Origin of the sequence: Enterococcus sp. DIV1368b (assembly GCF_050529595.1) — a bacterium.
Lineage (GTDB): Bacteria > Bacillota > Bacilli > Lactobacillales > Enterococcaceae > Enterococcus_B > Enterococcus_B mundtii.
Genome location: NZ_CP172883.1, coordinates 2,345,962 through 2,368,751 on the forward strand (window position 1 = coordinate 2,345,962; position 22,790 = coordinate 2,368,751).

23 protein-coding genes are annotated in these 22,790 nt (G+C 36.6%); 5 read left to right on the top strand and 18 right to left on the bottom strand.

The window, feature by feature from the left end; all coding sequences use genetic code 11:
• The first annotated feature begins 70 nt into the window (after positions 1–70).
• Complete coding sequence (locus tag IGJ19_RS10790; protein ID WP_071867786.1) at positions 71–604, top strand: 3'-5' exonuclease; 534 nt, start codon at positions 71–73, stop codon at positions 602–604.
• 137 nt (positions 605–741) lie between these two features.
• Here IGJ19_RS10790 and IGJ19_RS10795 read toward each other — a convergent pair whose 3' ends face one another.
• The 4 genes from IGJ19_RS10795 to IGJ19_RS10810 form a co-directional block, all read right to left on the bottom strand.
• The gene (locus IGJ19_RS10795; protein ID WP_074800203.1) at positions 742–1,269 is read right to left on the bottom strand and encodes a GNAT family N-acetyltransferase; all 528 of its coding nucleotides are present in this window, start codon (positions 1,267–1,269) and stop codon (positions 742–744) included.
• A complete protein-coding gene (gene tsaE, locus IGJ19_RS10800) occupies positions 1,262–1,735 on the bottom strand; it encodes a tRNA (adenosine(37)-N6)-threonylcarbamoyltransferase complex ATPase subunit type 1 TsaE (protein ID WP_071867788.1) in 474 nt (157 codons plus the stop codon). Before tsaE ends, IGJ19_RS10795 begins: the two co-directional genes overlap by 8 nt.
• Positions 1,736–1,849: 114 nt before the next feature.
• Complete coding sequence (pta, locus tag IGJ19_RS10805; protein WP_010734762.1) at positions 1,850–2,830, bottom strand: phosphate acetyltransferase; 981 nt, start codon at positions 2,828–2,830, stop codon at positions 1,850–1,852.
• Positions 2,831–2,985: 155 nt separating this feature from the next.
• Positions 2,986–3,666, bottom strand: a complete 681-nt coding sequence (locus IGJ19_RS10810; RefSeq protein WP_074800200.1) for a uracil-DNA glycosylase — start codon at positions 3,664–3,666, stop codon at positions 2,986–2,988.
• Between the two features lie 123 nt (positions 3,667–3,789).
• Between IGJ19_RS10810 and IGJ19_RS10815 the strand changes: the two genes are divergently transcribed.
• Positions 3,790–4,659, top strand: coding sequence for a Cof-type HAD-IIB family hydrolase (locus IGJ19_RS10815; protein WP_023520110.1), 870 nt, complete (start codon positions 3,790–3,792; stop codon positions 4,657–4,659).
• 26 nt (positions 4,660–4,685) lie between these two features.
• A complete protein-coding gene (locus IGJ19_RS10820; RefSeq protein WP_071867790.1) occupies positions 4,686–5,201 on the top strand; it encodes an LURP-one-related/scramblase family protein in 516 nt (171 codons plus the stop codon).
• Positions 5,202–5,375: 174 nt separating this feature from the next.
• On the opposite strand, the gene IGJ19_RS10825 is transcribed toward IGJ19_RS10820, so the two are convergent.
• The 4 genes from IGJ19_RS10825 to IGJ19_RS10840 form a co-directional block, all read right to left on the bottom strand.
• On the bottom strand, positions 5,376–7,067 hold the full coding sequence (locus IGJ19_RS10825) for a hypothetical protein (RefSeq protein ID WP_430603964.1): 1,692 nt from the start codon (positions 7,065–7,067) through the stop codon (positions 5,376–5,378).
• A gap of 414 nt (positions 7,068–7,481) precedes the next feature.
• Positions 7,482–8,153, bottom strand: a complete 672-nt coding sequence (locus IGJ19_RS10830; RefSeq protein WP_071867792.1) for an ABC transporter ATP-binding protein — start codon at positions 8,151–8,153, stop codon at positions 7,482–7,484.
• Positions 8,146–9,408: a hypothetical protein gene (locus IGJ19_RS10835; protein ID WP_071867793.1), complete on the bottom strand. Its 1,263-nt coding sequence runs from the start codon at positions 9,406–9,408 to the stop codon at positions 8,146–8,148. Before IGJ19_RS10835 ends, IGJ19_RS10830 begins: the two co-directional genes overlap by 8 nt.
• Positions 9,395–10,366 (bottom strand): ABC transporter permease, encoded by a 972-nt coding sequence (locus tag IGJ19_RS10840; protein ID WP_430603968.1) that lies wholly within the window; start codon positions 10,364–10,366, stop codon positions 9,395–9,397. Before IGJ19_RS10840 ends, IGJ19_RS10835 begins: the two co-directional genes overlap by 14 nt.
• Before the next feature lie 866 nt (positions 10,367–11,232).
• Between IGJ19_RS10840 and IGJ19_RS10845 the strand changes: the two genes are divergently transcribed.
• Complete coding sequence (locus IGJ19_RS10845; protein WP_430603971.1) at positions 11,233–12,528, top strand: ISL3 family transposase; 1,296 nt, start codon at positions 11,233–11,235, stop codon at positions 12,526–12,528.
• 124 nt (positions 12,529–12,652) lie between these two features.
• Here IGJ19_RS10845 and IGJ19_RS10850 read toward each other — a convergent pair whose 3' ends face one another.
• From IGJ19_RS10850 to gloA2, 4 genes are all read right to left on the bottom strand, one after another.
• Positions 12,653–13,219 carry a GNAT family N-acetyltransferase gene (locus tag IGJ19_RS10850; RefSeq protein ID WP_260697714.1) on the bottom strand — a complete coding sequence of 189 codons (567 nt, stop codon included), beginning with the start codon at positions 13,217–13,219 and terminating at the stop codon, positions 12,653–12,655.
• 53 nt (positions 13,220–13,272) lie between these two features.
• Positions 13,273–13,452, bottom strand: a complete 180-nt coding sequence (locus IGJ19_RS10855; protein ID WP_010734755.1) for a hypothetical protein — start codon at positions 13,450–13,452, stop codon at positions 13,273–13,275.
• An 80-nt stretch (positions 13,453–13,532) separates the two neighbouring features.
• On the bottom strand, positions 13,533–14,042 hold the full coding sequence (locus tag IGJ19_RS10860; RefSeq protein WP_430603973.1) for a hypothetical protein: 510 nt from the start codon (positions 14,040–14,042) through the stop codon (positions 13,533–13,535).
• Positions 14,043–14,133: 91 nt separating this feature from the next.
• On the bottom strand, positions 14,134–14,514 hold the full coding sequence (gloA2, locus tag IGJ19_RS10865; protein WP_010734753.1) for an SMU1112c/YaeR family gloxylase I-like metalloprotein: 381 nt from the start codon (positions 14,512–14,514) through the stop codon (positions 14,134–14,136).
• 278 nt (positions 14,515–14,792) lie between these two features.
• Between gloA2 and pnuC the strand changes: the two genes are divergently transcribed.
• A complete protein-coding gene (pnuC, locus tag IGJ19_RS10870) occupies positions 14,793–15,539 on the top strand; it encodes a nicotinamide riboside transporter PnuC (RefSeq protein WP_430603975.1) in 747 nt (248 codons plus the stop codon).
• A gap of 147 nt (positions 15,540–15,686) precedes the next feature.
• On the opposite strand, the gene IGJ19_RS10875 is transcribed toward pnuC, so the two are convergent.
• The 6 genes from IGJ19_RS10875 to IGJ19_RS10900 all read right to left on the bottom strand — a co-directional run bounded on the left by IGJ19_RS10875 (position 15,687) and on the right by IGJ19_RS10900 (position 22,711).
• A complete protein-coding gene (locus tag IGJ19_RS10875; RefSeq protein ID WP_430603976.1) occupies positions 15,687–16,952 on the bottom strand; it encodes a hypothetical protein in 1,266 nt (421 codons plus the stop codon).
• Between the two features lie 250 nt (positions 16,953–17,202).
• The gene (pcp, locus tag IGJ19_RS10880; RefSeq protein WP_010734749.1) at positions 17,203–17,847 is read right to left on the bottom strand and encodes a pyroglutamyl-peptidase I; all 645 of its coding nucleotides are present in this window, start codon (positions 17,845–17,847) and stop codon (positions 17,203–17,205) included.
• Between the two features lie 249 nt (positions 17,848–18,096).
• Entirely contained in the window at positions 18,097–19,041 is a 945-nt protein-coding gene (locus tag IGJ19_RS10885; protein ID WP_430603978.1) for a DUF979 domain-containing protein, read from the bottom strand.
• Between the two features lies 1 nt (position 19,042).
• Complete coding sequence (locus tag IGJ19_RS10890) at positions 19,043–19,729, bottom strand: DUF969 domain-containing protein (RefSeq protein ID WP_023520114.1); 687 nt, start codon at positions 19,727–19,729, stop codon at positions 19,043–19,045.
• Positions 19,730–20,152: 423 nt separating this feature from the next.
• Positions 20,153–20,944: a TraX family protein gene (locus IGJ19_RS10895; RefSeq protein WP_115358116.1), complete on the bottom strand. Its 792-nt coding sequence runs from the start codon at positions 20,942–20,944 to the stop codon at positions 20,153–20,155.
• A gap of 342 nt (positions 20,945–21,286) precedes the next feature.
• Positions 21,287–22,711 (bottom strand): basic amino acid/polyamine antiporter, encoded by a 1,425-nt coding sequence (locus IGJ19_RS10900; RefSeq protein WP_023520116.1) that lies wholly within the window; start codon positions 22,709–22,711, stop codon positions 21,287–21,289.
• Positions 22,712–22,790 lie beyond the last annotated feature (79 nt).

Here is a 22,790-nt window from a genome sequence, read left to right on the forward strand (position 1 = left end):
TCTGAAAAAGCTATTTCTTTTCATACAAATCTATGTTATGGTTTATTTTTTAAAGGAGGCTTATTTGAAAATGAATTTTATCGCGATGGACTTTGAAACTGCGAACCACCAATCTCATAGTGCGTGTTCCTTAGCCCTTGTCAAAGTGGAGAACAGTCAGATTGTCGATGAATTTTATACCTTGATCCAACCGGAAACGCCATTTTTCTGGCGGAACATCCAGATCCATGGCATTCGACCCGAAGATGTCCAACAGGCACCTAAATTTCCAGATGTTTGGCAGAAAATCGAAAAGTATTTCCAAAAAAACCGATTAGTCGTTGCGCATAACGCCGCATTTGATACAAAAGTATTGGCTGGTTGTTTAGATTATTATCAGTTGCCTCAACCGAACTATCTCTCATTGTGTACCGTCAAAACAAGTCGCCGCTTGTTTCCGGAGATGCCAAATCATCGCTTGAATACAGTTTGTGAAAATTTAGATATCACGTTGAAAAATCACCATGATGCGTTAGAAGATAGTCGAGCATGCGCGGAAATCTTGTTATATCAGGAAAAATTTTTTGGGACAGACCCATTGAAAAAATTAGTCACAGTGAAATAGTTCAATTAGCTAAAATTAAAATAAGCTAATTCTTTCATTTCTATTTGTTGTTTCCCTCGTACGAAAGAATCAACGATGACGATAAATAAAGAACCTGAAAAGTGGTCAACTACTTTTCAGGTTCTTTGTTTTTGAAATCAGTTTATTTCATGCTCAATCGTTCGTTTCATCTTGATTATCGCCAATGATTGACCTTGTCTTCTCGAAGAGTCAACACTTTGGGTTTCCTCTTGAAACCCCATTTTTTGATAAAGATGGACGGCTCGTTGATTGCCCGCCAATACGTCAAGAACCAACGTACTAAATCGCATATTTTCTGTAGCCCAAATAATTGCCTCTTCTAAAAGAATCGTGCCTAACCCCATCCCCCAATATTCTTTCAAGATACTGATCCCTATTTCGCCATGTCGGGGCAAACCAGGTTTGGGAGCAACAGAAACAACACCTACCACCTGTTTTTTGACACAGGCTAAAAATAATAAGTGTTCTGCACTTTCTTTTATTCGAGACAATTCAGTTGCAAGTACCTCTTTACTTTTATTAAGTGAACGCTCCTCAACAACAAAATAATCCGTTTCTTGTCTCGCTTGGCGTAGCATCACTAACAATCCTTGAGCATCTGATTTCTCCGCTTCTTTTAACGTCAGTTCAACATCATTAGCCATGAGAATCCGCCCATGCTTCATAGATACGTTTTTCAAACTCTTGACTATTCGGCCCGTATGATTGGAATTTCACATACCTTTTTTCTGATTCTGTATCACTTTTTTCAATAATCAGTTCCAAATAATCTTCAGGTAAAGCATCTTCTAATAGATTTCCCCACTCAATGACTGAAAGTCCATCACCTTCAAAATATTCATCTAATCCCAAATCAGCACCGCTAGCAGCGACACGATAGATATCCATATGGTACAAAGGCATTTTTCCTTGTGTATATTCACGAATGATCGTATAGGTCGGACTCTTGATCATTTGATCGATGCCTAATCCTTTTGCAATTCCTTTTGTCAAAGTCGTTTTACCAGCACCTAGATCACCAGTCAACACTAGATTATCTCCCGGATGAGCGACTTTTCCAATGATTTCTGCTAATTGGTCTGTCATCGCCACACTTGTTAATTCAATCATCATCATTTCTCCTCATTCTTTTTTGTCAGTATAACGTGTAATCCAACAAAAAAAAAGAAAAGAGTCAGGAATCCTCAGCTCCCTAGCCCTTTTCTTTTTAGATCTACTGTTCGATTAATCTAATAATGTTTGTGCACCTGTAATGATCGCTAATTTGTAGACATCTTCTTCATTAGCACCACGAGAAAGGTCACTTACTGGTTTGTTCAATCCTTGTAAGATTGGTCCGATTGCTTCAAAGTTACCAAAACGTTGAGCGATCTTGTAGCCAATGTTTCCTGATTGTAATTCAGGGAAGACAAAGACTGTTGCTTGACCTGCCACTTTAGAATCAGGGGCTTTTAATTGTGCGACTGCTGGAACGTAAGAAGCATCAAATTGTAATTCGCCATCGATCGTATATTGAGGCGCTAATTCTTTCGCGATTCTTGTTGCTTCAACCACTTTATCTACTTCAGGAGCTGCTGCAGAACCTTTTGTTGAAAAGCTCATCAATGCGATTTTTGGATCGATATCGAATAGTTCAGCTGTTTTTGCTGATTCCACAGCAATTTCAGCTAATTCTTGTGCGTTTGGATTCACGTTGATCGCACAGTCAGAAAAGACATATTTTTCTTGATCTCTACCGCGAACCATGATCATAGCACCACTTGTACGACTTACACCTGGTTTTGTTTTGATGATTTGTAGTGCTGGACGTACTGTATCTCCGGTTGAATGGATCGCTCCAGAAACCATACCATCAGCAATGCCCATATATGTAAGCATTGTTCCAAAGTAATTGACATCTTTTAAGATTTTTTCTGCTTGTTCTTTTGTTGCTTTTCCATTACGGCGTTCAACAAAAGCTTCGACCATTTCATCCCATTTTTCATAATCATTGGGATTGATGATCGTGAAATTAGATGTTTGGATACCACGTGCATTCGCTGCTGCTTCAATTTCTTCTTTGCTACCGATCAAAATCGGTTCAACTAATTCTTCTGCTTTTAAACGTGCTGCTGCTCCTAAAATTCTTGCATCCGTTGCTTCTGGAAACACGATTTTGATGCCGCGACGTACAATTTTAAATCTTAAACTATCAAACAATTCCACAAGATGACCCCCAGTTATTTTTATTAACTACCATGATACACTATTATCAAAAAAAAGAACAGTTTTAAATTTCTGTATCAGTCAGATTATGGATAATAATTAAGTTTTTCACATAATTCGGCAAAACTGCACTATAACAGGAAAGCGCTGTATCATTACACTGTTTTAGGCAGTTGCCAATCAATCGGTGTTTCACCCAGAGCAAGCAAAGCATCATTCGTTTTTGAAAATGGTTTTGAGCCAAAGAAGCCACGATGTGCCGATAATGGGCTTGGATGTGGAGCTGTTATTATAATGTGTCGACTTTTATCGATCATTTTCATTTTTTCTTGTGCAGGTTTGCCCCAAAGAATAAACACGATCGGTTTGTCTCGTTCATTCAGCTTCTCAATGATCGCATCCGTCAATTGTTCCCAGCCTTTTCCGCGATGAGAATAAGCTTGCCCTTCTCTGACAGTTAGTACAGTATTCAAAAGCAGAACACCTTGTTTGGCCCAAGTCACTAAATTCCCATGATGAACTGGTTCGATCCCTAAGTCATTCTTCAATTCCTTGTAGATATTGACCAGAGACGGTGGTGTTTTTACTCCTGGTTGTACTGAAAAAGAAAGCCCATGCGCTTGATTTGCTCCATGATAAGGGTCTTGTCCTAGAATCACGACTTTGACTTCTTCATAGGGAGTCAGCTCTAACGCTTCATAAACATGATACATATCCGGATGGATTTTTTGAGTTGCGTACTCATTTTTTAAAAATATTCTCAACTGCTGATAGTAATCTTTTTCAAATTCATCAGCTAATACTTCTTGCCAACTATTGTGGATGATTTTCTTCAAATTTCCCACCTCCTATTTTCCAGAATAACTCACAAATTATTTGTTAACAAGTCAAAATCTTCCATCTTATCTCGCATTAGTATGTTAAACTAGGAGGGAGAAAAGGAAAGGAACGGTAATCACATGATCAAATTAATTGCCTCTGATATGGACGGCACTTTACTCGATGCACATATGAGTATCTCAACAGAAAATACTGAAGCAATCCGCATGGCAAATGAGCTGGGTATTGAATTTATGGTCGCTACTGGACGTAACGCACAAGAAGCACGAGCAGCCTTAGATGAAGCAGGAATCGATTGTGCGATGATCACTTTAAATGGCGCGCAAGTTTTTGACAGATCCGGTAAGTCGCTTTTTACAGTGCCAATTCCAAGTCCCCAAGCCATGACAGTCATGGATATTTTAGATGCAAATGGTATTTATTACGAGGTAGCGACAAACCAAGGATTGTATTCGGAAAGCCAACCAAAAAGAATCGAAAGCTTTGCTTCTTCCATTGCGACCCATATGCCCCATTTGACTTACAAAATGGCGATCGCCATGGCTTCAGCTAATCTTGAACTCTTACACATCACTTATGTTGATAGCATTCGCGAATTACTACTTGATGATAAACTTGAAGTCCTAAAAATCATCTGTTTCCATACTGAAGGCCCACGTATTTTAGGCCCTGTAGGGAAAGAAATCAGTAATTTAGGCGAACTGGCAGTGACCTCTTCTGGTCAAAACAATCTTGAAGTCAACCATAAAAATGCTCAAAAAGGAATCGCAGTTGCTCATGTCGCTCATGAACGAGGGATCACTTTAGATGAAGTCATGACGATCGGTGATAATTTTAACGATGTCAGTATGTTGCAAACTGCCGGCGTTAGTTTCGCCATGGGAAATGCAGAGATTGAAGTCAAAGATTACGCTAAATACTTAACAGACACAAATCTTGAATCAGGTGTTGGCAAAGCCATCTTACGCGCAATCAACGAAAACCTATAGTTGTTTGAAGAAAGAGGGGAACAAATATGTCAGAATTTTTCATTCAGGAAAAACAGCTGAGTCGTGCGACTCGGACGATCGTCAAAGACGAAAAAGGTAAATCACTTTTTTTGATGGTCGGCCGCTGGGGAACGAAAGGAGATGCCTTGTCTCTTTATGCCATGAATGGTGATCTAGTCGCACATATCAAACAAATCAGTCTGACATTTGGTACACGCTTTGAACTTTACAAAGATTTCGAAAAAGTCGGTACGATGCAAAAGATTTTCAATTGGCCAGGAGATTTTTATTATATTCGCCGATTGCATTGGACTGTTCAAGGAGATATCTATAATCATCGTTATCAGATCCAGCATTTCAATGAACTAATCATGGAGATGGACAAAGCAACCCTCTTTACCGGTGATTATTATGTTCTTGATATCCCTTGTGAAGAAAATGCGCCTATCTGTATCTGTATTGCTGCTGTCCTTGATTATTGGCTCTATCGAAAAAACAAAGACAAAGAAACACCTCTTTCTTATCGCTTTGATGTCAACTAAAAACAAGGTTGTGACAGAAGTGTCCAGCTCCGAGAAATAAGCCAGAAAACTCCGAAAATTGTCTTTCAAATTTTTGGAGTTTTCTGGCTTATTTCTAAAGGAGTTACTTCTGGAACACCGTTTATTCAAGTTTAAGGGGGTAAGACAATTAATGTCACAGCTTCGTTTTTTCTTTTATACCTGTTTTCTTCTATAGAAAAGAAGTGTCACTACATAGATAAGCACTGCACCTACCATGATCCACAAATTATTTCTTTCGCCATTTGTTTTAGGGAAAAGCTGTTGATTTTGTGATTGTTCATTCTTGGTCGAAGGATCATCATTATTGGTGTTTGATTCAACGGCTAGCGCTACTTTATTTTCACGTCTATCGTTCATCTGCATCGTACCTGTTCCATCGTTTTCAACTGTCCCATCTTCACTGATCACAGGCTTGTCAGAGTTGTTTGTTGATGAAACACTGCTAGAACTACTTGTTGTGGTATTAGTTGTGGTACTTGTATCTGATTGCTTTCCATTTTTACCTGGATAGGTACTGCTCTCAGTTGTGCTTGGTTCTGTACTACTTTCACTTGTGCTTGGTTCTGTACTACTTTCGCTTGTGCTTGGCTCTGTACTGCTTTCACTCGTGCTTGACTCTGTACTGCTTTCGCTTGTGCTTGGCTCTGTACTACTTTCGCTTGTGCTTGGCTCTGTACTGCTCTCGCTTGTGCTTGACTCTGTACTGCTTTCACTCGTGCTTGACTCTGTACTGCTTTCACTCGTGCTTGACTCTGTACTGCTTTCACTCGTGCTTGACTCTGTACTGCTTTCACTCGTGCTTGACTCTGTACTGCTACTTGTTGTATCTGTGGTGTCATCATGCGTATTTGGTACAGCAAAAATTTCATTTGGGTCCCAACGATTTGTTGTGGCATTCAAGATCACATTTTTTCCTATGATCGTTCCATCTTGACTTTGATTGACTGTAATATCCGCACAAGGTGCAATAATCGTTCCTTGGAAAGGCGCATTGATTCCTAGTTTTTCTGTTAGATTACCAAAATTCCAAGAAATATTGGCATCAGAAAAATTTTCTGTTTGATGATTGGAACGATTATTATATTGAATTTGGGATTGTACAGAAAAACTAGTCGGTGCATCTACAACATTCATTATAAGCACTTTTCCCTCAGGATTGTTGATCCGTAAGGGGGTATTCTGTGCCAGAACAGAAGCAGCAACATTGATGACATAGGGCTGATCCCCAACCAGATCTGTACAGTCAATCACACGATTATTCATATCGGGGAAATCATCTGGTGTATAAGTTTTTAATGGATCTAACGACATCAACATATTTGATGTCAGCATTAAATTTTCAAACTCTTTGTTGAAATCAATGTATTGAGCATCTTCTCGATCTTGATAGAACTCATCCACTGATAAGTGATCCAACCTTGTTCCATTGACAACTATTTTATCATTTTCCGTCGTGATCACATTGTTTGATCCGACAACAAATTTATTCGATCGTTTATCAAAAGCCGCAGTTTCTGCTGAGCTAATGATCGTCTCAACAGATTGTGCATAATTGATCTCTTTATTTAAATCGCCTGTACTGATCGATGTACCGAAGTTATTCGTTGCTGATAAGACACTCGTTGCTACATTGCCCTCTGTATGCGCATTGATGGTCGTTTTATCTTTTGCGAACACATGGAACTTAGAAGCAATCCCTAACACCCCATAATCACCGGTCAAATCATCATAGACACTTCCTGGATCTTGTGGGAGATATGTTTCGGCAATTACTTGGATTGGAAAAAATAAATGGAGAAGCAAAACAGACATTAGGGAAAGATTCACAACTTTATTTTTAAACATTTTTTCATCTCTTTTCGTCAATATATGAAATTTCATAACATAAAAACATTTGCTATTATAGTCCTAAAAAATAATTAAATAAACAAATTTTCTGAAATTTTTCTAAAAACATAAAATTCGTTCAGATATTATTTATTGTATATTCTCGATTCATCACTCTTTTCATCTGTTTTTTATTTAGTATAAAAGGCTAAATCCAGTATTTTTTATGAGTATAATATAGTCATGTATATTCTTTTTTAGTAAAAAACATTTAGAATATTTTTTATTCGTTATACTTTTTTGCAAATAACAAAAACGAGTGTAGCTTTGACATGACTTGTCAAAGCTACACTCGTTCATCATTTACTATTAAAATATGGATATTTTTTTAACTTTTAAATAGTATTTTCGTCATTTTTGAAAATACACCTATCATTTTTCAGACAATAAAAGTTTTTTGTCTTGTAATGTATATATTTCATCGCAAATATTCGCTACAGAAACATCGTGTGTTACCATAATAAAACTAGTTCTAGTTAATTCAATTTTTTGAAAAATATTCAAAACCATAGCTTCGGTTTCCGCATCTAAAGAACCTGTAGGCTCATCTGCTAAGATAAGCTTAGGTTCAGTAATAAGCGCTCGAGCAATTCCAACTCTTTGCTTTTCTCCTCCAGATAGATAAATCGGATTCTCTAGTAATATATCATCAACAGCTAGACTTTTAGAAATATCACGGACTTTTTGATTGATGATTTTCTTTTCGATTCCTAAATATTTTAAGGGTAAAGCAATATTATCAAATACATTTTTACTCTCAATCATAGGATTATTCTGAAAAATAAAGCCAATATTATTTAATCGATTGGCACTCATTTCGTTAGCGCTCATTTCTCTCAGGTTCTTATCTTCAAAGAATATATTTCCTGTGTCCGGTTTGATGAGTCCAGCAATCAATTTTAGTAAAGTCGTTTTACCACTACCACTTTTACCCATGATCGCTATTTTTTGTCCCTCGTTTATATTCAAATTCAGATGTTGAAATAATTCTTTCTTATTCCGACCATCTCTTATTTTAAGGGAAATATCCTGTATACTAATCATTTGTAATTCTCCATTTCCTAAGAATGATAGTTGATATTAAAAAGAATAGAAAAATTAAGACTAAAGACAAGTAGAGTAAACGAATAAAGAGAACAAGTGTAATTCCCCCTAAATAGTTAGTTAAAGTCAAACTCACACATAGAATAAAGGATAAAAGCAATGTTTTTTCTACCATGATATAATTCCGGATTTCTTTTTTTGTCGCCCCAAACAGCAAATGTAACTGATATATCTTTTTATCACGATACATTTCTAAACAACAAAAAACAATTGTCATTAATACTAAAATAATCATTGAAAAAGAGACAACTAATTTTAGCAATTCATTGTTTTTAGTAATCATGAATAATAGTGCTGATAAATGAAATCCTGATTCACCTATTAAATCGACTGTTCCCAATTCATATGTCGAAGAAATTTCATTTACTAACTTATAAACTTTTTCTTGTGAAAAAGATTCTGGAACTTGAAAGTAGCCATTGACCCCATTTAGAAAATGTTTTTGAAAAAAAGAAAATTCTTCTTCACTGATTTTTTGAGGAGCATTTTCTATAAATGGCAAAATAATATAATGATCTAGCACATAGTCTTCGTATTCGTTAAAAGTGACCCTTTCACCTTTTTCAACAAAACCAATGACTTCTGCTTCAAACTGTTTGAAAAGATAAGATAGCTGTATTTTGTCTCCTATGGTGTAATAGTCTGAGTAACTATTCCCTAAGATAACTGGAATTTTATCTCTATTATATTGATAATCACTAGGAGAAAAGGATTGTCCACTTGCTATTCTAAGATCGAAGCGTTCCAATGCATGATCGTTCATTTGTAATGATTTAAAAGGAATCTCTTCTTTAGTCCAGCTACTAACAGAACCTGCAATCTGCTCATAATGTTCGATAAACTCAGTTGGTAAATCCTTTTCTTGTAAATAGTTAATGCTTTGACTATTTACTACCTGGTATTTCCCTTTTTGGCTATCTGATAATTCTTTGTACATGGCATTGAGGTAACTGACACTTTGAAGATTCCTCAAAAAGACTTCCTCTTTTTCCCCAATAAGCGTGTCTACAAGTTTATATGTTTTTGTATTACCAACTGATACCCTATGTTCTTCATTACTATTCTCTTGCAACATGACATCTGAAACCGAAAGTGTCAAAAATGAAAACAACAAGAACAGCGTATAAAAGATTAGTAAATATTTTTTCCTTTTTAAAGATTCGAAAATCTCTACTGTTAGATTACTTATTTTCATCAATGTTCCTCCAATTTCTAAAAAAAAGAAAACTAAACAGAGTAACAGAACACCCAAGGATAAAACTTTGACTGGTAATATAACTAACAGTAAAATCAGTCACCGAATCAAAAATGGAATGTTTGAAGGGGAGATATACTACACCAAGAACAAGAATACTCTCAAATAACCAAAAAAAGAATAAGTGTTTCACTTCTTCTAGAAGAACCGTATTTCTCGATATTCCTATCGTTTTTTTTAAATACCTTGTCGATTGAGTTAAGGTTAGATAGAACAAGATACACATGCCAATAGCTAACAAACATAGTACTTGAAATGAATACCTTAACAATTGGTTATTGTTTTCTAAATTTTGTGCATTATATGCTTTTGTATCATCGGAATAAGTAATAGCTGTTATATCATTAATCAACTCACTTTTTAACTTTTCCATCGTTGCTTTGTTTGAATTTACTTGGTAGACACCATTGGTTTGATTTTCTTCTAATGAGTTTATGTTTATCAAAGCCATTTTTGATAAATTTTTTGCATAACGGCTATCTAATATACCAATTATTTTGTAGTTTTTTTCTTCAATACGTATAGTATCTGTATGTGTTTTCGCTAATTCTTCACCAATAATTGCTCTATTTTCCCCATCATAAAAATCGTCACGTGCAAAGTTTCTTCCTTCAACAAGCGGAAGATACCAATCATAATTTGTGTATATAGCTTTAAAATAAAAGTTACTTTCTAGATTTTTCACAACCAAAATATTCTTTTGACCTCCTAATAATTCTCCCCAATTTTCAGAATCTATATTATGATTTGCGATAAGGCGTACTGTGTCTTTGGAAGAAAAATTGTTCGATACAAAATCTAGATTACTTTGATTATAAATATAAAAAAGAGAGAAAGCATTTGTCAAAGTAGCAATCAAAAATATTAGATTTATCATAAAAAAAAGTATTTTTTTCAATAAATTTTCCTCTTCTCAAAAAACTTGATATGTGGAAATATTAAACATAAATAAATTACCCAACTAAATAAATTGGGTAATTTAAAATCATGCGATACTTCTTAAATAAGTATTAGCTTCCCCTTACTAGATCTCTTACACCAGTTGCTTCTTCATCAGAGTGTAAATTTGAATACCTTCTTTCCGAATCTACTACAGCATCTTTAAATACAAACGTCCTTATTTAGAGTCACGAATAACAGTACACATTGCACTATTATATTTCCGCACAGCCAGTTTTCTGACGTATTGTAGTATTTTTGATTACCATCTCTATGATAAAAATTAGAAGATCTAAGCATACCTAAAACATTATCATCAGCTAGTTGATTTTCAAATTATCCTTCACCTTCAATAGAACTACCTGAAAATTCGGAAACTGTTTTAGTCGCTGTTATAACTTCTGTTTGATAAGAAAATATATCTAAAGATACAACACCTATTAAAAATAACGTTTAAAATCATTTTTTCATCATATAATATTCCTCTAGTAAAAAGATATTGATTATAAGAATTAAGTTAACACATAAACGAAATAAGTGATCATATCAGTCGCTAAAAGTTGTTTTAGGATCATAATCGTTCACACTACCTATTAATGCTAGTTTTTAAAATCAAAGAGGAGATATCATATAAAAGAACGCCATCCAATAAAAAAAAACTGTTTACGGATTTCGTATCAGCTTTTCTTGGCTCTATAATTTATGGGACTGATGAATCAAAATTGATTCTTCAGTCCCATTTTCATTTTAGGTATTAAAAAACATATCGTTCTCTAGTATGATTAAATCACCACAAAATAAACAACTGAGAGGACGATATGCTATATGAATGATTCTATCAAAAAAATGCTGAGATTAATAGATAAAGATTTGATGATTACTGAGATCTCTTACGAGATCTTTCATCAGGAAAAGACATTGGTCATTAATGCCATTCTCTCACCTGATCCTCGTACCTGTAGAAGTTGTGGTTCTACTGTGGTAGATGGAAACGGGAAAGCAATTGTGGTGAAAAATGGGAAGAAGGAAATCATTGTCCGCTTTGAACAATACAATCATATGCCAATGGTTATGCGCTTAAAAAAGCAACGCTATACCTGTAAAAACTGTCGAACCCATTGGACTGCTCAAAGCTATTTTGTCCGCCCAAGATATTCAATTGCGGAACATGTCAGATATAAAATTGCTTCTTTACTGACTGAAAAAGTCTCTTTATCTTTTATTGCGAAAAGCTGTCAGGTATCTTTGACTACCGTTATTCGTACATTGAAAGAGTTTAAAAGCTATTTACCAAAGCCCACTAAGAGGATTCTCCCCAAAGTATTGATGGTTGATGAATTTCGTTCGCACACTTCCATAGAAGATAAAATGAGCTTTATTTGCGCAGATGGAGAAACAGGTAATTTAATTGATATCTTACCTACGCGTAAATTACCTCGATTAACAAACTATTTCTTGGGCTGCACCAATCCAGAAGAAGTAAAATTCTTAGTCACAGACATGAACGCCGCCTACTTCCAGCTCACCAAACGCGTTCTGCCAAATGCGAAAGTAGTGATTGATCGGTTTCATATTGTCAAACACATGAATCAAGCTTTCAATGAGTTGCGTATCCGTGAAATGAATGAACTGCGTAAAGCAGGACAGAAAAGCCATGCAGAAAAACTGAAAAAGAACTGGCGCTTTCTGCTAAAAAATCGTGCAAACATTAACCACTATGAATATAAAACATGGAAAAGTTTCCGAGCACCTAAATACCCATTTCTTACTGAAGCAATGATGATTGATCGATTGCTTAGCTTTTCTACGTCCCTAAAGGAGGCGTATCCCTTTTTCCATGAGTTAGTTGAAGCTTTTCGAGACAAAGACCCTGACTTGTTTTTCTCCTTATTGGCAGAACTTCCCGAAACGTTAGATGACGGCTTTCGTGAGAAACTTCAAAACCTTCTGACCTACCAAGAAGGCATCGCCAATGCGATGATTTATCCATACTCCAATGGAAAAATAGAAGCAAAGAATACCCACATAAAAACAATGAAACGAGTATCCTACGGATTTAAATCATTTGAGAACATGAAAATTAGAATCTTTTTGACCAATCAATTAATCAAAGTTAGATAACAAAAAATCTGAGCCAGAATGAGGTTCATTCTGACCCAGATTTAATTTTTCGCAACTCATCAGTCCTTATTGACAAAGAGCCCTTTTCTTTTCTAAATATTCATTTTTATCAAAACAAAACTCACTAAACGATTTTCTTTTGCATATGATCATACAGATGTCCACTGATCGTTCGTTCCCCGATTACTTTGAACCCATGGCGCTCGTACAATTTCCTAGCTTGCGGATTTTGCTTATCGCAACTTAGTCCAATGACATCGCGGTTTTGTTTTTTGACGATTGGTGGCAATGCTTCTAACAAAGAGGAACCGATTCCTTGTCCTCTAAATTCTTCTGAAACACAGATAGAATCTAAATACCATTCATCAGGGAATGTTTCTCTATCCGTAAACATTTTGACTTGCTCATAAATGCCATGCTTTTGTAAGATTTTTTCTAACGGCTGGTCGATGATTAATTCTTCTTCGTCTGTATAACCGTAAACGATCCCTGCTACCTTACCCTCTCGCTCATCAACGATCCCTCTTGTATAGCTGTAGCGATAGTCTGGGTCTGTAATCGCTTCTTCTAAGATTTCCAATGTTTTTTCTTCACCGTACTTTAAAAGAAACGGTAGGTCCATATCTTTCAATATAACTAAAATAAGCGGAGCAATAGCTGCCGCATCTTCTTTTTTTGCATTACGAATCATTTCTGACACTCCTTTTTTTCATTTTACCATAATGAAATCTCAGAGCAAAACAGCTAATTCAAATAATCTTCAATTTTTTGTGTCACGAAATAACCATTCGAAACGATTGTCTTTGCTTCAAAACGACAATAAGGGCAAACGATCGGCATCTCTTTTTTTACGTGTTCAACGATATGATTTACTTCTTCATAAGTGAATTTTTTCCCACAGTTTGGACAAACCATTTTTTGCATGATTCCCTCAATCCCTTCTTTGTTTTACACTTTTAGATTACTCTTATCTAGAAAAAAAGAGAAGTGAAACCACTTCTCTTTTAAGCACTGATCAATACATCTTCTAAATGATTCGTTCCATCGACGGCTACACAATAATACAATTGACCACTTTTTGTCGTGATTTCCCAACTTTTTGCTTTCCCGTGATGTTTTCCGACTTTATGGACTGCTTCTTTCATTGCTGCCTGTGGATGTTTCACTTGATGGATCGTTTTCAAGTGAAAGAATTGCCCTGGTTCGTTGCGGCTTTCATCAACAACCATCGTCTTTCCTGAGATTGGATTCACTGTGATCACTCGATTGGGCGTATAAAAAATATATTCATACATCTTTTTATTACTTTGTTCTTCGTCTAATTGGTTGAACTGGATACGACTGACTTTCTCTTCATGGTACTCATCTCGCAAAATAGACACTGCCTTTTGCAATGAGATTTGATATTCTTGGTCACTGATGTCATCAAAAGAAAAGTTTGCATCCAATAGTCCTAACGAAGCCGCTAAGCTAACAATGATAGCAATCGATGCTGCAATGATTATTTTTTTCATTCCATTCTCTCCTTGTTTTTTTCTAGAATAACAAGAAATAGGAAAGAAAAAAATCGAATGAACGGAAGAAAAAGTGACAAATTTGTTACCTTTATTCGTGTAACTCCAACGGCAATCCGTCCGGATCAAAAAAGAAAGTCATTTTTTCGCCTGTAAAGGTATCGATACGGACTGGTTCAGTTTCAATCCCCAATCCTTGTAGTTCCGCGACTGTTTCTTCGATATGTTCCACTTTGAATGCTAAGTGCCTCAAACCACAAGCTTCTGGATAGCTCGGTCTTTTAGGTGCATCTTTGATACCGAAAATCTCAAGCTCCATATCTCCTAGTTTTAAATCTAACTTATAATCGCCACGGTCTTCTCGATAATTTTCACGAATAACTTCAAAACCTAGCAAATCAACATAAAATGCACGTGACTTTTGATAATCCGACACAATGATCGCAACATGGTGAACGGTTGTTAAATTCATTCTCACACTTCCAATCTTATTGTTTCCTTTATCTTATCAATAGTTTTAGACATAGAAAAGATTTTTCTCCCGCTGCACAAAAAAAGAGAGACCACATCAAATGGCCTCCTACTTTTCATCGTTTGGAAAATTAATATTTCTCAGAAAACAATCAAATCGAATAATAACACATATTTTTTTAAAATGAAAGACTAGAAATATTTTTTCAAAGGAATACAATAATTTGTGTCTCTAAAATAAACAGACACTATATATTGTGTTTTAAGGAGTTTTTTATTATGAGTAATTATTTCAGATTTTTGATTCATCAATTGAAAGGCTGGCCTCAACAAAATTATTATCTATTCTATTTTAGCCTAGGTTGCCAAGTCATGACTCTTGTGAATCAGCCAATCACTTGGTTGTCGATCATTACCTTTATCGGGACAAATCTGGGGGTGTTGTGCATTTTATCAATCAATGCCGCCAAATCAGTCAACGGTATTCTAGGAATTCTCTCTGCCATTTGTTTTATCATCGTCGGTTTTTCTGCCAAAAACTACTTGAGTATCGGCGAGCAAATTGCTTATATGGTCACATTGGATATCCCAGTTTTATTAAGTAAAGAATGGAATCATAATATGGCTTCTAAAATTCGAGAATTTAGTGGAAAAAGTTGGTTGATTGCATTGACCGGGACTGTTTTCGTTTACTTGGTCTCAGGTTACTTGATTGGTACGTACACAGATGATCCTCGTCCTTGGATCGATGCCATTGCTTTTTCAATCAGTCTTTCTGCTGGGATCATTAGCTTCCTTCGCTACAACAATCAATATTATTGGTGGCTTGCTTCTGGTCTTGCACAAATGGTCTTATGGTATGTTTCCTATACCCATGGATCTGCTAGTTTAGCTATGTTTATCAATAGCTCTGTTTACTTGATCAATGACTTATTAGCCTTTACTGTCTCCCCTTGGTACAACAAAAAAGAAAGAGCGCGAATGCAACGAATGGAGGCAGAATATTTTTCGCATCATGTTTCTTGATGGAAAACAATAAATAAACTTGTACTAGAAATTGGTTTGTTTTTCAAACCTCTTACTAAAGCGAGAAAGTCACCCAAAATAGGATGGGTCTTTTCTCGCTTATTCTAGGTATCGTCATACCAAGATTCTCTCAGCGGTTCGAGTCAACTAAATCAAATCCTTGAGCAACATTCTAATGTCTTCATCCATCGTTTGTATCACTGATTCCAATTCTTGGAACTTTTTTAATGCAAGCTGTTGTTCTGAAGTAAATACATAGTCTGCTTGTTCATATTCTTGGATCAAAGAGGCGACTGATTGTTTTTTGATTTTCTTTGCAAGTTCTTGCCATTCAGTTTCTGTCACAGTTTTTGTTGTAGCTTGCTGTTTTTCTTCGCGTTCTTTGCGTAAAATCTTTAGAAACCCATTTCTCATCACTCGAGGGATACTATCGAAAAAACCAGTTGTAAATCCATAACGCTGATAGTGTTGCCAGACTAAATGATAAATTTGCGGTTGGATAAAACGCTGTTCTTTTGCTAATCGGTCGACGTCTACAGCTTCTTTCTTCGATCCTTCTCGCAGATTCGCGATAAACTCTTCAAAAAAAGCGACAGATGGTTGGCTTGTCTCAGCTATTGAAACAGACGACCAATCTTTTTGGAGAAATAGTTGATAGTTAGTCAAGAACGCTTCAACATCTTTAGTCAAATCTTCTGAAAAATCCTCAAACAATGATTTTTTCTCAAGGATTTTTTTCGGCTTTTCTTTTGCCTGATAGCTCACTTGTTGGATGTACTTTTCCATTGCTTGATAGTCTGCCAGATAAATCGGTAACTGAGCATGACGAAATTCGGCGATTCGTGTAGTTCGCTTTTTATCTGGTAAAATCGGTTGTTTCAGCCGGCGATTATGATACAACATTAGACAATATTCTTGCCAGAGTCGTTCAGGAAAGGCAATATTTTGTTGTTTCAGCCAGAGGATCTCATCCAGCGCTAGATCCACTTTAGTCATTCCTTGATTGATCGACGCTGCAACTGTTGGACTAACGTGCAAGTGTTCTGCAAAATGATTGATCCCTAGTTTTAATTCCTTACCCGTTTTAGGGGAACGAACGATATATTGGACTTTCAGTTCACGGCCACATTCACAATAAAGTTTTTGTTGTCTACGTGATGTGCGATAAAATGGATTGATCTTAAAGTCAGAAAAAATCCAATCCGTTGCTGCTAAATAGTTTTCTTCCAAAAATCGCGAGTGGATCAAATAACGACGATGTTGATCCATGACAATTCGTTGTTGTTTCGTCAATCGTTCATAGATTTCCCATCGTTGGCTACTTGTATATTGTTTGGAGATTTTTATTGGGTAGTGTTGCTTGATTTCTTTTGGGAACCATTCGTCAAAAATCGCTTGCCAACTTTCATTCATCCCTTTCACCTGCCTTTCTAAATTAAGAGAGTAAAAATAAATTCGTTCAAAGAGCAACAAAAAAGCCGAAAATAATGTGAGCTATTTTCGGCTTTTCGCTTTTTTCATACGTGAAGCTGAGGTTGTGACAGCAGTGTCTTGCACTTACTGTTGGAGGTCAGCTTCTGGAACACCATTTATCTGGTTGTAGGGGCACAAGATGACGAATGTCCTAGACCTCATCTACCACTTGCTTCGCTTCAGCTAACTATCAGTGAGTTGTTCCTGCGTTACCTGAAATATCTTCTTTGTTGTTGACTGCTGCTTCTACCGCATAAGTCAATGAAGCCGCAATATCATCAAGTGACATTGCCGGTGTCCCAACAGGGCGATCGATGACTTGATCTGGTGAGAATGGCACATGGATAAAGCCTCCACGAATCGTTGGGAACTCTGTTTCGATCAAGTGTAACAATCGATACATGATGTCGTTGCAAACAAACGTACCCGCTGTATAAGAAATATATGCTGGTAAACCATGTTCGTGTACATTTTTTGTCATTGCTTTGATTGGTAATGAAGTAAAGTAAGCAGCTGGGCCGTCTGCTTCTAACGGCGTATCAAATGGCTGGTTGCCTTCATTATCTGCAATACGTGCTTCAGCTAGATTGATGGCTACACGTTCAAAAGAAATCGCTGAACGTCCACCTGCTTGACCAACACAAATCACGATTTCAGGTTGATGTTCTTGGATTGCTTCTTTTACGACTTGACCACTTTTACCAAAAACAGTGGGAACTTCTAATTTGATGATTTCTGCACCGGCAATCTCAGACGGCATTTTTTTGACTGCTTCATAGGCAGGATTTACTTTATCTCCACCAAATGGATCAAAACCAGTTACGAGTACTTTCATTTTTCATTCCTCCATTATTCTATAAAATGATGCGTTCAATTCATCCTTCAAAGATTTATCTAAACGTTAACAATTGATTGTTTCTCACTCGTGTATTTAGCACTTTCAGTGAGTCATTCCTATTAAAAGGACTCAGTGTCTATCTATTTTAACAAAAAACAGTCAATAATGAAATGCTTAGCTGTTCAGAAAAAGAATCAATCTTCTCCATGTTTTATGGAAATCATTGATTCTTTTTCGCTCAAGATACTATTTAAATAAAATCATATAGACGATTTGGAAAACCAGCATGAATACAGCAACGAATAGTTGATTCTTGATCACGCCGTATTTATCTTTCATTTCTAACATCGCCACTGGTACTACGTTAAAGTTAGCAGCCATCGGTGTCAACAACGTTCCACAGAAACCGCATGTCAACGCGACCATACCGATCAATGCTGGATTAGCCCCTTGACTAAAGACAAAAGGCGCACCGATTCCGACTGTCATGACGGTGATTGCCGCAAAAGCATTCCCCATGATCACTGTAAATAGAACCATTCCTAACGCATAGATGATGATACCAATATTGACATTACCTTCTGGAACGATCGTACCAACTGCACTAGAAATCACTGTACCTACACCTGCGCTCGTGAAGACCGCACCCAGTGAAGCTAAGAGCATCGGTAACATACTTAAAGGTCCAACTGTCCCTAACATGTCTGAAGCATCATCCAAGAAAGTCGTTGGGCGATTATCTCTTGAAAAGAACATCAAGATCAACATCGCTACAAATACCCCAATACCGACACCGACTAAAGCACCTAAATCAGTGAATAGTGCGAATAAAATGGCAAAGATCCCAATACTCAATGCCGGAATAAAGATTTTCATCCCTAATTTATCTGACATTTTTTCCATGTATTCTTTTGATGGCAAACGACTTGCACCTTTACTCACTCTTTTTGTGATTGCTGGGATCGTCATCGCGAAAATCAAGATTCCGTTGTAAGTTGGAGATATCCAACGCCCAGCAGCAATCACGACTCCTAAAACTGTCCAGAAAAAGGCTGATCCAAAGCGATGCGGGTTGCTTTTATCAAAGGCATTACGAAGACCCGTGTAGATCAAGACTAGCCCCATCAAGATATATAAGATTTCTAATAATTTTTCACTGAGTAATACTTCAGAATTTGTAAAAAAGTCCATCTTATTTCTCCTTTCCTGAATAGTATTTCTTCGCTAATTTCTTTTCTTTTAAATAAAAATAGACACTCGCAACGACTAGAGCAGTGATGGCAACTGGTATCTGTACCAATGCCAACTGACCAAGAGTTACCTCGTAGCCTAAGTCTTTCAATGTGGATTGTACTAATAAAGCACCTGCCCCACCGATAAATAGTACTTGACCAAAGAACCAACAAATATTTTCCATCGCTGAAGACATTCCTTTTAATTCCTCTTCATGTTCCGGATTGACAGTTAATCCTTTTGATTCAACGGTACCTAACGCCATTGGCATGATGATTGGACGGACAAAGCCGGCCACCCCACCAAAGCTGACATTGAAAGCTGCAAAGATCATTCGGAAAACACCATAAATATCGATGATCATTCCAGCGGATACCTTCTTGAAACGTTTGATCAACGTTGCAGCAGACTCCTTCAGACCATTGCGTTCTAACGTACCAGTTGCTAACATAATAATAATAAAAATTGCCATTCCTCGGTTATTGACAAAACTTGTACCTAAAGTTTCCAGCATACCTTCAAGTCCTAATCCACCAGTAAATGCGGTCACGACTAACGCAACCATAACGATCAAGATCGAATCTAACTTGAAAGCAAAACCAAGAATAACAATCAGTACGCCTAACAGGCTAAGATAATTTTCCATCTGTTTTCCTCCTAAAAATTACATGATATTTTTTCATTATAAAATAAAATTGATTGAAAATATAGAGAATTCTTACAAAAAAAATATTATATTTTAAAAATTCTGTCAATTTCATAACAACAAATGACTTGAAGTCTTATTTATACTGCCAATTTTCTTGAACTACATAACATTTCTTTACCTCTACAAAACTGTAATGTTTGAAACAACTCATAAAAACAAATAAGACGTGTCTGGAACATTAGTCCTCTCTCCCCTAAAACCGAATAAACAACAGGATCAGAAGTAACCTCTTCGAAAAAACAAGACGCCATCCACAAGAATTTGAAGAACAATTTTTGTGGATAGTGCCTTATTTCTTGAGGCTGAACACTTCTGTCCAGACCTCGCCTCATTTGTTTAAACTAGCTAGTCAGTTGTTTCTTAATGAATAAAAGATAAAATCAAATAAATGATCCATAGATGTAACGGATAAAACAAGTAAAAGAAGTATTTGTCGAATGCGTGTCCGGTTCCACCTAGTTTTCCATTATAAAGAATGATAAATGGGATGACGGTGACCATCATAAATTCATTATCAAACGTTAAAAATTGATACAATGATTGATAATCAGGCATTTGTGTGTAGGATAAAATGGCTAGACAAAATAAAATCAGCGTATAAACAAAAATACCTAGAACCAATTTCCCTCGTTCTTTTTTCTCGCGGAAGAAATACATCAGCAACAACATTGGAACTAAATACAGACCACCTTCCGAAAAAGCAACCGTGATCATGACCAATAAAAGTGCTACCGCTACGAGCACTCCTTTTCTCCAAAGTGTTTTTCCTTTTATTGTAGAAAGAAGCCACATCAAGCAAAACAGCAAGAATAATGTCAAAAAGATATTATGTGGACCTAAAAATAAATAATAGTCTGGCTGATGATCATATTCACTGATGTAATTTCCTGTTAATAACTGATAGATGATATTTCCAATCGCTACTACGAATGCAGCTATTCCTAATCGCTTCGCATACTGATATTTACTATGCGTATACTTGAAACCTTCAACTAATAAAAATACAAATAATGGCGCAACAAAACGTCCCAACCACGAGACCCAACTTGGCAACCCTAATTGCATCCCGAAATAACTGTTGATATGATCAACGACCATAAAAACAATTGCTATCCATTTCAATTGATAGCTCGTCAACCCTTTTACTCTCATATATTCCCTCCATTTTTTATGCCTCAAGGAATAAGTATAGCCAATCGCCACCTATTTCGACCATCTTTCTCTCAACCTTTTCACTTACAAAATTGTTTGTTTGGATCATCATTAAAACAGTAACTCCCTCAAGGTGTCAAAATGTGACTATGCAATCATGCCTCTTCACTGAAATGAAACGAACAATCGTGGAAAAACGTTGTGAGAAAGTCACGTATCGTTTTCATCGAAGAAACGCCGAACAGGCAACATGAAAAAACACCTAAGAAATGACCTGAATCAGGTCGATCTCTTAGATGCTTTTGAGTGATACAAAAGAATGGTTTTCAACTTTTGTGAGTTTTATAAGTGCAATACCCCAGTTGCAAATAATGCCAATGCCACTACTCCAAAAATCGAGACTAACGAAAGCAATAAATAATCAAGTTTTGTCTGTGGAACAGCTTGCTGTTTTTCTTTTCTTGCTTTGAGATAAAATAGGATACCTGGTAAAAATAATACAAGAACGAGCATCACTTCATTGAAAGCAACAAATAGCATTGCCCAAATTTGAAAAGCACTTGCTAATGAGCCAACCAAGAATTGGACCCATTCTTTTCTTTGATAAGATAGTTTCATTTGATACAATCCTAAGAACAACCACGTAAAGAAGATCGCTGCAGTTCCTAAAGTATAAGCAAAGTTATAGGCGCTATCTGTAAACAGTAGCGAAAGCAAAAAGACATTTGTACATAAAGTCGTTAATACGATCGCATATGTCGGTGCGCCCTTTTTATTGACTTTCCCCCAACGCGCTGGCAATAAGCCATCATCCGCCATATTGCGCATCGTTTCAATGGGTAAAATCGTCCAAGATAACCATACACCGACCAAGGAAATGATCAGTCCACCATTGATCACGACAGCTCCCCATTTACCAACCATCATCTCAAACACATAGCCCATTGCTGGTTGCGTTTGGATTGTTTGGAGTTCTTCCATCGTCATCGTACCGTAAGGCAACATCGAAACTAAAACATAGATCACGATCAATCCAAAAATCCCTAAGATCGTGGCTTTTCCGACATCTGATTTTTTCTTCGCTCGTGAACCAACCACAGATGCACCTTCAATTCCAACAAATACCCAAAGCATCACCATGATACAACTTAGGATTTGACTTGAGAAAGGAATCGGCTGTCCATTGGCATTCAAGATGATATCACTTGAAAAATTATTGATGAATTGTTGCAATGAGAACGTGCTGATAGCAACAATAATAAATAAAAATAGCGGAACTAATTTACAAATTGTCACGATTGCATTGACGTAACTGGCATTTTCGACTCCTCGATTGACGAGCCAAGCATATCCCCATAAAAATATAGTACTGACGATGACCGAGGCGACATTTTGACCCCCATCGAATACTGGAAAGAAATAGCCCAACGCACTCATCAATAGCGTAGCAAATGCCACGTTTCCTAACCAGCAGGTCAGCCAATAGCCCCACCCACTGATGAATCCCGAAAATCGACCAAAGCCAGCTTCGGCATAACTAAAAATACCACCTTCTAATTCTGGACGTTTCTTATTGATATTATTGATTGACAAAGAGAGCATCATCATGGACGTCCCAACTAATACCCAGCTGAACAATGCTGGGCCACCAGCCGATCCTGAGATGTCGGTCATAATACCGAAAACGCCACCTCCAATCGCTGACCCAATCACTAAGGCCGCTAGTGGGATCAATCCAATACCTTTTTTCTGTTGCTCTGTGTCCATGTACGCATCCTCCAAAATAAACCGCTTTTATGCAAAGTATAGCAAAACTTCGTTTCATTTATTTTTTTCTAAAAAATTC